Annotated in this window: 16 protein-coding genes; 7 read left to right on the plus strand and 9 right to left on the minus strand. The window is 73.8% G+C overall.

Annotated elements, in window-relative coordinates; genetic code table 11:
- Positions 1-35: 35 nt before the first annotated feature.
- The 5 genes from pgeF to thiO form a co-directional block, all read right to left on the minus strand.
- Positions 36-761, minus strand: coding sequence for a peptidoglycan editing factor PgeF (pgeF, locus tag IEZ06_RS01805; protein WP_229797702.1), 726 nt, complete (start codon positions 759-761; stop codon positions 36-38).
- Positions 762-874: 113 nt separating this feature from the next.
- Positions 875-2833: a Stk1 family PASTA domain-containing Ser/Thr kinase gene (gene pknB / locus IEZ06_RS01810; protein WP_189234865.1), complete on the minus strand. Its 1959-nt coding sequence runs from the start codon at positions 2831-2833 to the stop codon at positions 875-877.
- A gap of 85 nt (positions 2834-2918) precedes the next feature.
- The gene (locus IEZ06_RS01815) at positions 2919-3677 is read right to left on the minus strand and encodes a thiazole synthase (protein WP_189234915.1); all 759 of its coding nucleotides are present in this window, start codon (positions 3675-3677) and stop codon (positions 2919-2921) included.
- A gap of 118 nt (positions 3678-3795) precedes the next feature.
- On the minus strand, positions 3796-3996 hold the full coding sequence (gene thiS / locus IEZ06_RS01820) for a sulfur carrier protein ThiS (RefSeq protein WP_189234866.1): 201 nt from the start codon (positions 3994-3996) through the stop codon (positions 3796-3798).
- A complete protein-coding gene (thiO, locus tag IEZ06_RS01825) occupies positions 3993-5318 on the minus strand; it encodes a glycine oxidase ThiO (RefSeq protein ID WP_189234867.1) in 1326 nt (441 codons plus the stop codon). Before thiO ends, thiS begins: the two co-directional genes overlap by 4 nt.
- A gap of 302 nt (positions 5319-5620) precedes the next feature.
- On the opposite strand from thiO, the gene IEZ06_RS01830 reads away from it, so the two are divergent.
- The 3 genes from IEZ06_RS01830 to thiE are packed head-to-tail and all read left to right on the plus strand — an operon-like array spanning position 5621 to position 7856.
- The gene (locus tag IEZ06_RS01830) at positions 5621-6799 is read left to right on the plus strand and encodes an NAD(P)/FAD-dependent oxidoreductase (protein WP_189234868.1); all 1179 of its coding nucleotides are present in this window, start codon (positions 5621-5623) and stop codon (positions 6797-6799) included.
- Between the two features lie 60 nt (positions 6800-6859).
- Positions 6860-7234, plus strand: coding sequence for an Rv2175c family DNA-binding protein (locus IEZ06_RS01835; protein ID WP_068894214.1), 375 nt, complete (start codon positions 6860-6862; stop codon positions 7232-7234).
- The gene (gene thiE, locus IEZ06_RS01840; RefSeq protein WP_189234869.1) at positions 7212-7856 is read left to right on the plus strand and encodes a thiamine phosphate synthase; all 645 of its coding nucleotides are present in this window, start codon (positions 7212-7214) and stop codon (positions 7854-7856) included. The genes IEZ06_RS01835 and thiE overlap by 23 nt, the downstream gene beginning before the upstream one ends.
- Before the next feature lie 103 nt (positions 7857-7959).
- Here the strand turns inward: thiE and IEZ06_RS01845 are convergent, their stop codons facing one another.
- Positions 7960-9027: a polyprenyl synthetase family protein gene (locus IEZ06_RS01845; protein WP_068894212.1), complete on the minus strand. Its 1068-nt coding sequence runs from the start codon at positions 9025-9027 to the stop codon at positions 7960-7962.
- Positions 9028-9128: 101 nt separating this feature from the next.
- Between IEZ06_RS01845 and metF the strand changes: the two genes are divergently transcribed.
- The gene (gene metF / locus IEZ06_RS01850; protein ID WP_189234870.1) at positions 9129-10076 is read left to right on the plus strand and encodes a methylenetetrahydrofolate reductase [NAD(P)H]; all 948 of its coding nucleotides are present in this window, start codon (positions 9129-9131) and stop codon (positions 10074-10076) included.
- Between the two features lie 91 nt (positions 10077-10167).
- Here metF and IEZ06_RS01855 read toward each other — a convergent pair whose 3' ends face one another.
- The 3 genes from IEZ06_RS01855 to IEZ06_RS01865 all read right to left on the minus strand — a co-directional run bounded on the left by IEZ06_RS01855 (position 10168) and on the right by IEZ06_RS01865 (position 12520).
- Positions 10168-10719, minus strand: a complete 552-nt coding sequence (locus IEZ06_RS01855) for a GNAT family N-acetyltransferase (protein WP_189234871.1) — start codon at positions 10717-10719, stop codon at positions 10168-10170.
- A gap of 218 nt (positions 10720-10937) precedes the next feature.
- On the minus strand, positions 10938-11384 hold the full coding sequence (locus tag IEZ06_RS01860) for an SAV_6107 family HEPN domain-containing protein (RefSeq protein WP_189234872.1): 447 nt from the start codon (positions 11382-11384) through the stop codon (positions 10938-10940).
- Between the two features lie 326 nt (positions 11385-11710).
- Positions 11711-12520, minus strand: coding sequence for a L,D-transpeptidase family protein (locus tag IEZ06_RS01865; RefSeq protein ID WP_229797703.1), 810 nt, complete (start codon positions 12518-12520; stop codon positions 11711-11713).
- 121 nt (positions 12521-12641) lie between these two features.
- Between IEZ06_RS01865 and IEZ06_RS01870 the strand changes: the two genes are divergently transcribed.
- The 3 genes from IEZ06_RS01870 (at position 12642) to IEZ06_RS01880 (ending at position 14618) form a co-directional block, all read left to right on the plus strand.
- Positions 12642-13118 carry a YbaK/EbsC family protein gene (locus tag IEZ06_RS01870; protein WP_189234873.1) on the plus strand — a complete coding sequence of 159 codons (477 nt, stop codon included), beginning with the start codon at positions 12642-12644 and terminating at the stop codon, positions 13116-13118.
- A complete protein-coding gene (locus IEZ06_RS01875) occupies positions 13115-13474 on the plus strand; it encodes an arsenate reductase family protein (RefSeq protein ID WP_189234874.1) in 360 nt (119 codons plus the stop codon). The genes IEZ06_RS01870 and IEZ06_RS01875 overlap by 4 nt, the downstream gene beginning before the upstream one ends.
- A 460-nt stretch (positions 13475-13934) precedes the next feature.
- Positions 13935-14618, plus strand: coding sequence for a pentapeptide repeat-containing protein (locus IEZ06_RS01880; protein WP_189234875.1), 684 nt, complete (start codon positions 13935-13937; stop codon positions 14616-14618).
- Positions 14619-14898: the final 280 nt, after the last annotated feature.

Genomic DNA, 14898 nt, shown 5'->3' on the forward strand with positions numbered 1-14898 from the left:
CCGCGGGCATCCGGCGGAACCCGGAGCGGGTGGGCTCAGCCCTCCAGCCAGACGTAGCCGGCGAACCGGCCGGTCGGACGCCGCCTGCGGTGGGAGAACAGCTCGGGCGACTCGATCGTGCAGCGGTCGTCGTGCCGTACGTCGCCGACCCCGGCCCCGGCGAGCTGCGCGGCGATGCCCGCCCGCACGTCCACGGCGGGCGTGCCCCGGCGGGTGGTGGACCGGGCCTCGGGCACCGCCGCGGCCACCTCGTCCCGCATCGCGGCGGGGACCTCGTAGCAGAGTCCGCACGCCGACGGCCCGACGAGGGCGGTCATCCGCGCCGGTTCGGCCCCGCGCTCCGCCATCGCCGCGACCAGCGCGGGCACCACCCCGGCCACGGTGCCGGGCCGCCCGGAGTGCGCCGCCCCCACGATCCCGGCGACCGGGTCGGCCACCAGCACCGGGGCGCAGTCGGCCACCAGCACGCACAGCGCCAGCCCGGGGACATCGGTGAGGACGGCGTCCAGCGGCGGGGGGTCCTCCCCGAACGGCCCGGTGACATAGCGTGCGTCGGCTCCGTGGACCTGGCGCATGAACACCACGCGGGCCGGATCCACCCCGAGGTCGGCGGCCGTCTTGTCCCGGTTGCGCAGCACCGCCCCCGGGTCGTCCCCGACGGCCCCGCCGAGGTTGCGGCTGTCGTACGGCTCGGCGCTCACCCCGCCGTGCCGGTCGGTGAATGCGGCCTGGACGCCGGGGGCGAGCTGGATGCGGTTCACCGGGGGAGGCTACCAGGGCGGGCGCACCGCGAGCCCGGCCCGGGGGACGGGGCCGGAGCGGGACCGGCGCGCTCCGGTCCGCCCGGCCGACCGCTCCCGGTCCCGGGCGGGTATCAGTGCCAGAGGGTGACCTGGGTGCCCTGGGGGACCTGCTGCCCGCCCGGCGGGAGCTGCGCCAGGACCCGGCCCCGGTTCAGCCCCTTCTTCACCTTCACCCGGAATCCGGCCGCGCTCAGCTCGTCGCGCGCGGCCCGGACGTCCTTGTAGACCACGTTGGGGATGACGATGACGTTGCCGTCCTCGTTGGCGTTCTCGCCGTTGTTCTCCCAGGGCCAGTGCCACTCGCCGTTGTTGCAGGCCGACAGGGTCATCCGGGCCACCGCGCCCCGGTCGACCTCCGCGCCGGCGCGGGGGTCCTGGGCGATGACCGTGCACGGCTGGGCGGAGTCGGTCTGCTCGACGAACTCGGGCACGAAGCCGGCGCTCTCCAGGACGGTCCTGGCCTGGTCGCGGTGCATCCCCATGACGTCGGGCATCAGCAGGCCCGCGCTCACGTAGAGGTCGACCTTGCTGCCCTCCTTGACCCGGTTGCCCACGGCAGGGCTGGTCTTCATCACCTGGCCGCGCGGGACGGTCTCGCTGGCCACCTTCTTGACGTCGTCGACGGTCAACCCGGCCGCGGCGATCTTCTCCCGGGCCGCGTTGAGCTCCAGGCCGACCACGTTGGGCACGTTCACCCGCTTGGGGCCCGCCGAGGCGATGAGGGTCAGCCTGGCGCCGGGCTTCACCTCGGCGCCCGCGGCGGGCACGGTGCGCAGCACGACGTCCTTGGGCACCTTCTCGTCGTGCTCGGCCGGCCCGATCTCGACGGTGAAGCCCTTCTGGCGGGCCTCGCTCGCGGCGAGCGTGACGTTCTGCTCGATCAGGCTGGGCACCACGACCGTGGTCTCCCGGGAGAACAGCCAGCCGGTCACGCCGACCGCGGCGACCATCACCAGGGCCAGCGCGGTCAGCAGGACCCAGCTCCCGCGCTTCCGGCCCCCGCGCGGCTCGGGCACGGGCGGGGCGCCGCCCGCGGCGGGCCCGGTCAGCACCTCGGCGCGGGGCTGGACCAGCGTCGGGTTGGGCGGCGCGGGATGGGCCGCGACGCCGTACGCCGGGGAGAGCGGGCCGGACGGGAGCGGGAGCGGCGGGACGGGGGCCGAGGGGATCGGGCCGCTCTCCCTGGGGAGCATGCGGTGCGCGTCCACCGCGGCGACCAGCAGCGCCTTGGCGTCCGCCGGGCGGGTCGCCGGGTCGCGGGCGGTGGCCTGGGCCACCAGGGTGTCCAGCAGCGGCGGGGAGCCCGGCAGCAGGGCGGAGGGCACCGGCACGGTGTCGTGGACGTGCCGGTAGGCGATCGACATCGGGGTCTCGCCCTCGTACGGCTGGCGGCCGGTGAGGAGCTCGAACAGCATGATCCCGGCCGCGTAGACGTCGCTGCGCGCGTCGGCGGCGCCGGAGGTCACCTGCTCGGGCGACATGTAGCCGATGGTGCCGATCATGACGCCGGTGCGCGTCTGGTTGGTCGCCTCGACCGCGCGGGCCAGGCCGAAGTCCACGACCTTGACGCGCCCGTCGTCGGCGAGCAGGACGTTCTCCGGCTTGACGTCGCGGTGGACCAGCCCGGCCTGGTGCGCGGCGCCCAGGGCGGCGAGCACCGGGATCATGACCTCCAGGGCCTCGCGGGCGGGCAGCCTGCCCCGGTCGCGGAGCACGTCGCGCAGGGTGCGCCCCGGGACGTACTCCATCGACAGGTAGACGACGTCGCCGTCGGTGCCCTGGTCGAAGACCTGCACCACGTTGGGGTGCGACAGGCTCGCCACCGACTTGGCCTCGCCGATGAACCGGCGCACGAAGGCGGGGTCCTCGGCGAGCCCGCGGTGCATCACCTTGACGGCGACCGTGCGGTCGAGCCGGACGTCCAGGGCCAGGTAGACGGTCGCCATGCCGCCCCGGGCGATCCGGGACTCGACGCGGTAACGCCCGTCGAGGAGTCTCCCGACGAGGGGATCGGTTGGCGTCGTGTCCACCCGCCCGAGTTTAGGGGCGTTTTGCGGTCCGCATGGTCGGGGTGTTCCAAACCGATGCGCAGAGCCGCCAGTTTTATCCGGATCTTTATGGATTCATGGGGGATGATGCCTCCGCGTACCGGCGACGGGGGATCCGTCCGGCCAGCCGGGCCGCCCGGCCCGCGTCCACCGCCGCCCGCATGGCCCGCGCCATCAGCTCCGGCCGCTGCGCCCTGGTCACCGCCGTGGCCAGCAGCACCGCGTCGCAGCCCAGCTCCATCGCCAGCGCCGCGTCGCTGGCCGTACCGATCCCGGCGTCCAGGATCACCGGCACGCCCGCGGCCTCGACGATGAGCTCGATGCTGTGCGGGTTGCGGATGCCCAGCCCGGACCCGATGGGTGCGCCCAGCGGCATCACCGCCGCGCAGCCCGCCTGCTCCAGCCGCCGAGCCAGGGCGGGATCGTCGCCGATGTACGGCAGGACCGTGAAACCGTCGGCGACCAGCCGCTCGGCCGCGTCGAAGGTCTCGATGGGATCGGGCAGCAGGGTGCGCTCGTCGGAGATGACCTCCAGCTTGACCCAGTCGGTCTCCAGCGCCTCCCGGGCCAGCCGGGCGGTCAGCACGGCCTCGGCTGCGGTGAAGCAGCCCGCGGTGTTGGGCAGCACCTTGATGCCGCGCCGGCGCAGCACGTCCAGCACCGACCCCCGGGCGGACGGGTCCAGCCGCCGCATCGCGACCGTGGTCAGCTCGGTGCCCGACGCGGCGAGCGCGCCGTCCAGCACCTCCAGCGAAGGAGCGCCCCCGGTGCCCATGATGAGCCGCGAGGAGAACTTCTCCCCGCCGATGACCAGCCCGTCGTCCATGCCGCTCATGCCGCTCATGCCGCTCACGCCGTCCATGCCGTCCATGCCGTCCACGTCTCCGATCCCGTCTCTTCCCCCGCCGGCCCTCCGGTCTCCGCCGCCTCGGCCGCCGCTCACGTCACCCTCCCTGCACCGCGGTGAGCACCTCGACGCGGTCGCTCTCGGCGAGCGCGGTGGAACCCCACGCGCCCCGCGGGACGACCTCGTCGTTCACCGCCACGGCCACGCCGCTCCCGGCGTCGGTCAGCCTCCGTACGGCCTGCGCCACACTGGCCCCCGCGGGCAGCTCGTGCGGGGTGCCGTTGATCGTCACGTTCAAGACTGCTCCTGGAAACGGTGCTCCTGGAAACGGAGAGGCGAGCAGAGGGCCGCCAGTCCTTCGGGATCGCCGGACTCCCCGAGGAGGAGGTCGGCGGTGAGCGGGGCGAGCAGGACGCCGCCCCGGTGGTGCCCGGTGGCCATCAGCAGGCCGGGCAGGGCCGAGGGGCCGACCAGCGGCAGATTGTCCGGCGTGCCGGGGCGCAGCCCGGCCGTCACGTCGGACACCTCCAGCTCGGTCACGCCCGGGACCAGCTCCCGCGCGTCGCGCAGCAGCTCCCACAGGCCGCCGGCGGTCACGCGGGTGTCGAAGCCGAGCTCCTCCTGGGTGGCGCCGAGGACCAGCTCCCCGTCGCCGCGCGGGACCAGGTAGACCCGCGCGCCGTGCACGGCCCCGCGCACGCACCGCGAGAGCACCGGTTCGGCGGAACGCAGCCGCATGATCTGCCCCTTGACCGGCCGGACCGGCGGGAGCGCCTGGTCGGGCAGCCCTTCCAGCGCGGTCCCCGACCAGGCCCCGGTCGCCAGGACCACCCGGTCACCGCGGAGCACCCGGCCGCCGCCGGCGGCGGCCTCACCGGCACCGGCACCGGTGCCGGGTGCGAGCCGTACGCCGGTGACCGCGCCGCCGGAGCGCTCCAGCGCGGCCGCCCGGTCGCGCACCACGGGAACGCCGCGGCGCTCCAGCGCGGCCAGGAGCGCCGCGGTGACCCGGCGGGGGTCCACCCAGGCGTCCCCGCGGGCCAGCAGGCCGCCGCGGACGGCGGGGGCGAGCATCGGCTCCAGCCGGCGGCACTCCCGGCCCGTCAGCCGCTCGACCGGCAGCCCCAGCACGCCCATGAACGCCGCCAGCTCGTCCAGGGCCGCCAGGTCGTCGGAGCCGAAGGCGACCTCCAGCGTGCCGTCGGTGCGGTAGTCGAGGGCGTCCGCCCCCAGGCCGCTGTCGGCGGCGAGTTCGGCCGCGAAGGCGGGCCAGCGGGCCAGCGAGGCCAGGCCCAGCCGGAGCAGCGGCTCCTCGGTGTAGGTGACCTCGCTGACCGGCGCCAGCATGCCCGCCGCGGCGTGCGAGGCGCCGGAGGCGGGGGCGGGGTCGGCCACAGCCACGCGCAGCCCCCGGCGGGCCGCACGCCAGGCGGTGGAGAGGCCGACGACCCCGCCGCCGACGACGACGAGGTCGTACGCGTCCGCCGCCGCGGTGGACGCGGCCGGCCGGGCGGACGCGGAGACGGACGGCGGGGCGGCCGCGGACTGCCCGCCGGGCGCCGGGGGTCCGGCGGACGCGGTCGGTGCAGGGGGCGCCGGCACTGCGGTCTCGTGCGGCATGGATGCTCCGCTCCCTTCGCCGGCATGATCCGGATCAGGTTCCTGGCGGTCGAGGGCCCGCCGACGGCCGCGCCGTGGAGCCCGTACGCCCGGCGGAGCGCGTGCCGCGCACCGCGGGCCCACCGGTCCGGCAGGTCCGTCGCCCTCCTCTCAGCCCGGTGCGTGCCGGGCTCCCGCGCGTCTTACGCCCCCACCTTAAGGGCTTGTGGAGCACACTTATCGACGGGATGTGAGGTAAATGCCGTTTTCGTTATCGGGGACCTGATGGCCGAGGTCGGCCCCGCCGCTTAGGGTCATGAAGTGTGAATCATGTCGTGGTGGTGGGCGCCGGCCTGGCCGGGGTGCGGAGTGTCGAGGCGCTGAGGGCGCACGGGTTCGGTGGTGCGATCACGTTGATCGGGGAGGAGCCGCACCGGCCCTACGACCGTCCGCCGCTGTCCAAGGCGGTGCTGCTCGGCGAGATCGACTCCACCGTCGTCGACTCCGACCTGGGCGCGCTGGCGGTGGACCACCGCCCCGGGGTGGCCGCCAAGGGGCTGCGGGCGGGCGTGCTGGAGACGACCGAGGGCGAGCTGGCCTACGACGCGCTGGTCATCGCCACCGGCGCGAGCCCGATCCGGCTGCGCGGGGAGGGCCCGCAGCACGTGCTGCGCACCATCGACGACGCGCTCGCGCTGCGCGCCCTGCTCCGCCAGGGGCGCAGGGTCGCCGTCGTCGGCGCGGGCTGGATCGGCGCGGAGGTCGCCACGGCCGCGCGCAGGGCCGGCTGCGAGGTGACCGTCGTGGAGGCCGCCGAGTGCCCGCTGGCCGCCGCGCTCGGCCCCGTGGGGACCCACACCGCCCCCTGGTACGACCGGGCCGGCATCGACCTGCGGACGGGCACGATGGTGGCCTCCGTCGACCCCGGCGGGCTCACCCTCGTCGACGGCTCCACGGTCGAGGCCGACGTCGTCGTCACCGGCATCGGGGTGCGTCCCTCGGTGGACTGGCTGGCCGGCTCCGGGATCGAGCTGGACGACGGGGTCGTCACCGACGAGCACCTGCGCACCGCCCTGCCCGGGGTGGTCGCCGTGGGCGACTGCGCGGCCTGGTGGTCGCGCAGGTACGGCCGCCGCCTGCGGGTGGAGCACTGGGACACCGCGCTGAACTCCCCCGAGGTGGCCGCGGCCACGCTGCTGGGCGGTCCCGGGGACGGCGCGGTCTACGACCCGGTCCCGTACTTCTGGTCCGAGCAGTTCGGCCACATGGTGCAGTACGCCGGGCACCACGCCGGCGCCCGCCTCGTCATGCGCGGCGACCCCGCCGGCACCCGGTGGTCGGCCTGCTGGGTGACCGGCGAGGGCACGCTCGCCGCGGTCCTGGCGGTGAACCTCCCCCGCGACCTGATGCAGGGGCGCCGCCTCATCGAGGGCGGCCAGCACCTCGACGTCGATCGTCTGGCCGATCCTGCTGTAGCGTTGCGCGACTGTACGGCGGTGTGACCGCACCGTGAGATGCCGCGAGGTGTTTGGTGAAGGGCTCAATGTGGTAGTGGTGGGTTCGTGACGCTTTCTGTTGCGCAGATCGACCGGGAAACCGACGAACTGGTGGGCGAGTGGCTCACCTTGACCGAGGTCGCCAGGAGACTCGACCTCAGTGCCGGTCGCGCCAAGCAGCTCCTCAAGGACCACAAGATCATCGGAGTCCGGCGGGGCGGTGGTGAGCCCCAGGTGCCCGCCGCGTTCATCGCCGGAGGCGACGTCGTCAAGGGCCTGCCGGGCACGCTCACCGTGCTGCTCGACGCGGGATACGACGACGTCGAGGCGCTCCGCTGGCTGTTCACCCCCGACGAGACCCTGCCCGGGTCGCCGGTCGACGCGATCCGCGCCGGCCGCCACACCGAAGTCAAGCGGCGTGCCCAGACCCTCGGTTTCTGACGCGCGCCTCTACCTGTGCACCGACGGCCGCCGGGACCGGGGCGACCTCGCGGAGTTCCTCGACGCCGCCCTCTCGGGCGGCGTCGACATCGTGCAGCTGCGCGAGAAGGGGCTGGAGGCGCGTGAGGAGCTCGCGCTCCTGGAGGTCTTCCGCGACGCCTGCGACCGGCACGGCAGGCTCCTGGCGGTCAACGACCGGGCGGACATCGCCCACGCCGCCCGTCCGGACGTGCTCCATCTCGGCCAGGGCGACCTGCCGGTGCACGTCGCGCGGGACATCCTCGGCGACGACATCCTGATCGGGCGTTCCACTCACGCCCCCGAGGAGGTCTCCGCCGCGGCCGCCGAGCCCGGAGTCGACTACTTCTGCTGCGGCCCGATCTGGCCCACACCCACCAAACCCGGACGCCACGCGCCCGGACCGCCCCTGCTCGCGCACGCCGCGTCGCTGGGAACGGACCGCCCGTGGTTCGGCATCGGCGGCATCGACCTCGCCAACCTGGACGAGGTCATGTCGTACGGCGTGCGCCGGGTCGTGGTGGTGCGGGCCATCACCGAGGCGGACGACCCGAAGGCGGCCGCCGAGGAGTTCCAGCGGAGGCTCGCGGCGCCGCACCGCTGACGGGCGGCCCGGCCCGGCGCGCCGGGCGGGGCCGCACCGGGTTCGGACCAAGTGTGCCGTGCGGCCGTGCCGGGTCGAGGTCCGGTGCGGCCGGGCCCGCCGGTCAGGTCCGCCGGGCGGTCGCGGCCACGGCCAGGTCGGCCAGGGCCGTCCGGGCCTCCGGCGTGATCGGGGCGTCGTCCAGCGAGCGCAGCGCCTGCCCGAGATAGTCGTCGATCAGCTTCTCGCAGGCGGCGAGGGCCCCGGTCTCCTCGATCACCCGGCGCAGCCGGTCGACCCCGCCCCTCTCCAGCTCCGGGTCGCCCAAGGTGAGACGGACCTCCTCCGCCTGGGTGGGCGAGGCCGCGGCGAGCGCGCGGGCGATGAGCATCGTCCGCTTGCCCTCGCGCAGGTCGTCGCCCGCGGGTTTGCCGGTCTCCGCCGGATCGCCGAACACGCCGAGGATGTCGTCACGCAGCTGGAAGGCGATGCCGACGTTGCGGCCGTACTCCTCGCAGAGGCGGTCGATCCACGGCTCGCGCCCGCGCGCGGCCAGCACCAGGCCGAGCCGGAGGGGCTGCTCCACCGAGTATTTGCCGCTCTTGAACAGCGCGACCCGCAGCGCGCTGTCGAAGGTGCTCGCGCCGCGGACCTGCTCCAGCAGGTCGAGGTACTGGCCGCACATGAGCTCCGTGCGCATGTGGTCGTAGACCGGCTGGGCCGCGGCCAGGGCGGCCGGAGGCAGGCCGCTGGTCCGCCACATCTCACCGGACCACACCAGCAGCAGGTTCCCCAGCAGGATCGCGGCGTTCTCGCCGAACTGCTCGGCCGAGCCGCTCCAGCCCTCCTTCTCGTGCATCGCCTGGAACCGGCGGTGCGCCGACGGCATGCCCCGGCGCAGGTCGCTGGCGTCCATCACGTCGTCGTGGGCGAGTGCACTGGCCTGGAGCAGCTCCAGGGAGGCGGCCGCGGTGAAGAGCGCCGGATCGTCGCCGCCGCCCGCCCCCCGCCAGCCCCAGTAGCAGAACGCCGGGCGGAGTCGTTTCCCACCGGAGAGGAAGTCCTCGGCCGCGGCGACGAGAGGGGCGATCTCGGGCGCGCTGACCAGGGGACGCTGCCGATCGAGGAAACCTCTCAGCGAACGATCCACTTCGGAGCGGATGGTGTCCAGCAGGGCTGCGGAAGTGGGCATACCCAGAGATTATCGGGCCGGGTACCGGACGCGGATCAAGCGGGGCTGGCCCGGCCCGGTGACGGCGGTCCGCCCGGCGGCCGGACCAGTAGGCTAGGGGCATGGCTCTGGGTCGCCCCTCAATCCTTCCCGACCGCGTGCCCACCGTCCGCGAGCTTCTCGCCGCAGGTGGCCGGTCGTTCTCCTTCGAGTTCTTCCCGCCGAAGAACGCCGAGGGGGAGCGGCAGCTCTGGCGCGCGATCCGGGAGCTGGAGTCGCTGCGTCCCACGTTCGTCTCCGTCACCTACGGCGCGGGCGGCGGGACCCGGGACCGCACGGTCGAGATCGTGGAGCGGATCGCCCACGAGACCACGCTGACCCCGGTGGCGCACTTCACCGCCGTCGACCACTCGATCCGCGAGCTGCGCCACCTGATCGGCCGGTTCGCCGGGGCGGGCGTGCGCAACATCCTCGCCGTGCGGGGCGACCCGCCCGGCGATCCGACGGGGGAGTGGGTGCGCCACCCCGAGGGGGTGCTCTACGCCGAGGACCTGGTCCGGCTGATCCGTCAGTCCGGTGACTTCTGCGTGGGCGTCGCCGCGTTCCCCTACAAGCACCCGAGGTCGGTCTCGGTCGAGGCCGACACCGAGTACTTCGTCCGCAAGTGCCGGGCGGGCGCCGACTACGCCATCACCCAGATGTTCTTCCGGGCGGAGGACTACCTGCGGCTGCGCGACCGGGTGGCGGCCAGGGGCTGCGACACCCCGATCATCCCCGGCATCATGCCCGTCACCCAGATGAGCACGATCGCCCGCTCCGAGCAGCTCTCCGGCGCCCCGTTCCCGCCCGAGGTGGCCGCGCGGTTCGAGGCCGTCTCCGACGACCCCGCCGCCGTGCGCGCCCTCGGCATCGAGCACGCCGCCGAGCTCTGCCGGACCCTCCTCGACGAGGGCGCGCCCGGCATCCACTTCATCACCTTCAACCGCTCCAGCGCGACGCGCGAGGTCTTCCGCGCCCTCGACCACGCGGCCCCCGACCACGTTCCGGAGACCGCCTCGCTCACCGGGTGAGCCCGCCGTGCGCCCCCGGCCGGGGAGCCGCGCCGACGCGGATGATCCCCCGCCGGCGGGGGCGCGGCGCCCCGGCGGTGTCCCCGTGGTGTCAGCCGGAGGGCAGCGGGAGCATGGCTCCGGCGATCGCGTAACGCTCGTACCCCCCGGGGAAGACGAACGCGGTGAGCAGGTCCACGAAGCCGATGCTCCGGTAGAGGTGCCGGGCCGCGGTGGGCAGGTCGCGGGTGGACAGCACGACCGTGCGTTCCGGCCGTCCTTCGCACACGTTCAGGACCAGGGCCCTGCCGACGCCCTTTCCCTGGTGGTCGGGGTGGACGTGGACCTCGGCGAGTTCCAGGGCGTCGCCCAGCCAGTCGCGCGCGCTGGTCTCGCCGCGCCGTTCGGCGACGGCCTGGTGGACCACGTCGTGCCACCACTGCCCCGGGACGCCGTGGAAGCCGTAGGCGAGGCCGACCGGGGTCCCGTCGGCGAGCTCGGCGAACAGGCAGGTGAAGCCGGGGTGGGTGGCGTGGTTGCCCATTATCGTCTTCCGGCCGGACAGCTGATCGGTGGGAGGGGCCATCGCCGCCGTGTAGATGTCGAGAACGGAATCCAGCCGAGAGACGAACTCGTCGGGGCCGACTCGTCGCAGTCCGATCACCGTCGCACCCTAGCAGGGGCGATCTGGCCGGATTCGAGGAAAACGGCTAACGGGACGTTCGGCTTCTTTTACCCGGGGTTCGCGAACGATCCGGCCTCGGGGCCGGGATGGACGCGGTCGTCGGGCCGGGACGGCCGACCTGTCGCCGGACGGAGGCGTCCGGCTCCCGCCACGGCCCTCGCCGCCGTCCGGGAGCGCACGGGGAGGACCTCGGGCGCCTACCCCGCCAGGGGGACGCGGCCCGGGAGAGCGGGCTGGACCGGCACGCCGAGCATCTCCTCCACCGCCACGACGAACCGCTCCGCCTCGGAGATCAGCTCCTCGGCGTCGCGGGCCGACACGGCGTGGGTCATCCCGGCCTCGATCGAGGCCCGCTTGGCGGCGCTCACCTCGAAATAGGGCGCCCAGTCGGCCAGCCTGGGCTCGGCCTCGGGAAGCAGCTCCCAGGCGCTGCGCAGCCTGCGCCGGCGGCCGTCCATCGGCTTGGGGCGGGCGGCCAGGACGGCCGCCGCAGCCCGGAGCGCCGCCAGGTGCGCCGAGACATAGCGCATGGCCGAGGTGCGGGCGCTCGCCGCCTCCTCCAGGCAGTCGCGCGCGTCGGCCAGGCGTGTCCGCACCGTGGGCGACAACCGGGGCCCGGCGGGGCCGTCGAACCGTGGGGTCATGCTTCCGCCTCCTTGGTCGCAAGCGGCTCCCGGCAGTCTGGCCGGTGGTGCCACGTTCGCAGACCCCACCGACAGTTCCGCCGGGCGGCCGGACGAGGAGCTTCCCCTCTCCCCGTCCGTCCCGACCTGACCCCGCCTCCGGCGGAGGCGGGGTCAGGTCGGCCGCCCTCAACGTGAGCCGCGAGTCCCACGTCACTACATCGAACATAAATTCGATCATCGATGCTGTCAAGTATGTCGACGAACAGAAGTTCGATCTCTCTGTGAAACGGAAAGCCCCGGGAGATCGATATCTCCCGGGGCCGGTGTTCTGCGAACGGCCGCGGTTACCGGGTGAACCTGCCCCGGACGTGGACCGGCACCCCCGTGCCGAGCAGGCCGGGCAGGACCTCGGCCACGTGCATCGGCAGGCGCACGCACCCGTGCGAGGCCGGCGTCAGCGGGACCGAGAGCGCGCCGTGGAAGGCGATGCCGCCGTTGAAGAAGATCGGGTTGTACAGCTGGCCCAGGTAGGACCGGTGCCAGCCGTCCCGGCGCCAGGTCGTCCTGTAGTCGCCCGTCGGCGTTCGGGCGTCACCGCAGAACTTCTGCGTCCTGCCCTGCCAGGTGGCCGTCTCGCAGTAGGGGACCCCGCTGCCCGAGGAGGTGTGGCTGATCAGCTTCACCCGCCCGCCGACGTAGAGCACCATCACCTGGGTGGTGAGGTTCATCTCCACGCGTGTCGGCCTGCCCTTGGGCACCAGGACCCTGGGGGTCCGCGGGGCCTCCAGCGCGGCCCAGGTGCGCCGGGTGACGGTGCCCGCCGGCTTGAGGCCGTTGACCTTCTGGAACGCCCACACCGCGGCCTGGGTCGCCCCGCCGTACCGGCCGTCGATCCGGCCCGGGTGGTAGCCGAGCTCCGTCAACCGGGTCTGCAGCGCCTTGACCGCGACCCCCTTGGCGCCGACCCTGAGCGTCTTGCCCGGCGCGGTGAAGGGAGCCGGCTCGGCCGTCGCGGTCTCCGCCGCGAACGCGGCCTTCACCGCGGCGACCGGGACCGCCGGGGCGGCGGACACCGCGTCCGCGGCGCCGGAGGAGGACAGGAGCACCGCTCCCGCCATGAGCGCGGCCACTCCGAGCCGCCGTCCAACCTCCACGTGACTTCATCCCCTCACACCGCTGGATAAATCGGATCAACGGAACATAGCGCACCTTCAGGATGCACCCTCGGCCGGTTATGAAGAGGTGACCGGCCGGCAATCTGTTTAGAGTGGCCGGGTGCCAGAAAAGTTGCATCCGAACATCGAGAAGGTCGCCGCCGCCCTGCGCGAGCACGGCGTCTCCGGAGAGATCGTCGTGTTCCCGCAGGCCACTCCCACCGCCGCGACCGCCGCCGCGCAACTCGGCTGCGAGGTCGGCGCCATCGCCAACAGCCTCGTCTTCGACGCCGACGGCGAACCGCTCCTGGTGCTCACCAGCGGGGCCCACCGCGTCGACACCGACCTGGTCGCCGAGACGGTCGGCGCGGCCGAGGTACGGCGGGCCACACCGGAGCTGGTCCGCGCGGCCACCGGCCAGCCCATCGGCGGCGTCGCCCCGATCGGCCACCCGGCCCCGATCCGCACCCTGGTCGATACCTGGCTGAAGGCGCACGAGGTGGTCTGGGCCGCCGCGGGCCATCCGCACAGCGTCTTCCCCACCTCCTACGACGAGCTGCTCCGCATCACCGGCGGCGTCCCGGCGGAGGTCGCGTGACCACCGTCTGGCACAACCCGCGCTGCTCCAAGAGCCGCTGCGCCCTCGACGCGTTCGCCGGCGCCGGCAGGGACGTGACCGTCCGCCGTTACCTGGACGACCCGCCCACGGTCGCGGAGCTCACCGAGGTCCTCGACCGGCTCGGCCTGCAGCCGTGGGACGTCACCCGGATGGGGGAGGCCCGCGCCCGGGAGCTCGGGCTGGCGGAGCGGCCGCGTGACCGCGACGAGTGGATCGCCCTCCTGGCCGCCGACCCGGTCCTGATCCAGCGCCCCATAGTGCTCACCGACGACGGCCGCGCCGTGATCGCCCGCGACGGGGAGGCCCTGGAAGCCCTCCTCAAGGACGGTTCCTGACCGGCTGAACGGCGGGTCCCGTGCTGTGGTGGTTCGGTGGCCCGGTGGCCCGGTGGCCCGGTGGTTCGGTGGTGGTCGGGGTGGGTGCGCACTGCGGCGGGCCGGTGGTCCTGCCGGCCGTCGCAGCTGATGTCTGGTGGTTTCCGGCCTCCGGCCTGGGCCCGGGCGCGCGGGGTGCGGTGCTTTATACGCCGGCAGGACCACCGGCCCGCCTCCGTGCATCCCTGGCACGCCGTACCGATGCGGGCCGTAGCGTCTTGCTCTCCGGCCGCCGAGCGCTCTCGCCGTCGCTGAAGCGATCCGTCCAGGATCGTTCAGGGCGGCTCACCGTCGCCTGCGGCCATCCTGGCGGGAAGGAGCTCAGGGCCGGGCGCCGCAGGGAGCCCTGCCGGGAACCAGGGCGGGAACGGGACCGTTTTCGGGGGAATGTGATCGCTGGCGCCGGGGCTACGCTTCGTCCATGCCCTCCCGCCCTGCTTCCGTGTACTCATCACGGCTGAAAGAACCGCTCGCGCCCAGGATGCCCGCGTCGCTCAGCCCGGCCGTGCTTCCCGGGGGCGGGATCGAGGACGACGGCACGTACCGCTCGATGGAGTTCACGGGCGTGGACCTGGCGTCCCAGCCGGCGGACGCGGTCGACTTCGAGGGGTGTCGTCTCGTCGATGTGCGCCTCTCCGGAGCGGAGATGCGCCGGGCGGGCTTCTCCGACGTGGAGATGGAGCGGTGCGACCTGTCGAACATGGTGGCCAGGACCTCGTCGATGCACCGGGCCCGGGTGTCGGCGAGCCGGTTGACCGGTATGACCTGGTCCGAATGCACGTTCCGGGACGTGATGTTCGACGGCTGTCGCGCTGACCTGGCGGGCTTCAGGTTCTCAACTTTCAAGAACGCCGTTTTCCGTGACTGCACGATGATCGAGGTCAATTTCCAGAACGCGGATCTCCGAGGTGTGCGGTTCGAGCGTTGTGAGCTGACGGGAGCGCAGTTCTCCAACGCGCAGATGGAGGGTGCGAGGTTCGTCGACTGCACCTTGCTGAGGATCGGCGGCGTCCTCAGCCTCAGGGGAGTGACCATCACGAGCCGGGACGCCCAGGGCCTGGTCTACAGCCTCGCGAGCGCGATGGGCATCACCATCGAAGACTGAAAGTTCTGGTTCGTGCCGTCGACACGGGACCGGACTCCCCGTTCCCGCCCTGGTTCCCGGCAGGGCTCCCTGCGGCGCCCGGCCCTGAGCTCCTTCCCGCCAGGATGGCCGCAGGCGACGGCGAGCCGCCCTGAACGATCCTGGACGGATCGCTTCAGCGACGGCGAGAGCGCTCGGCGGCCGGAGAGCAAGACGCTACGGCCCGCATCGGTACGGCGCGCCAGGGATGCACGGAGGCGGGCCGGTGGTCCTGCCGGCGTATAAAGCACCGCACCCCGCG

Source organism: Planomonospora antibiotica (genome assembly GCF_014647955.1).
GTDB lineage: Bacteria > Actinomycetota > Actinomycetes > Streptosporangiales > Streptosporangiaceae > Planomonospora > Planomonospora parontospora.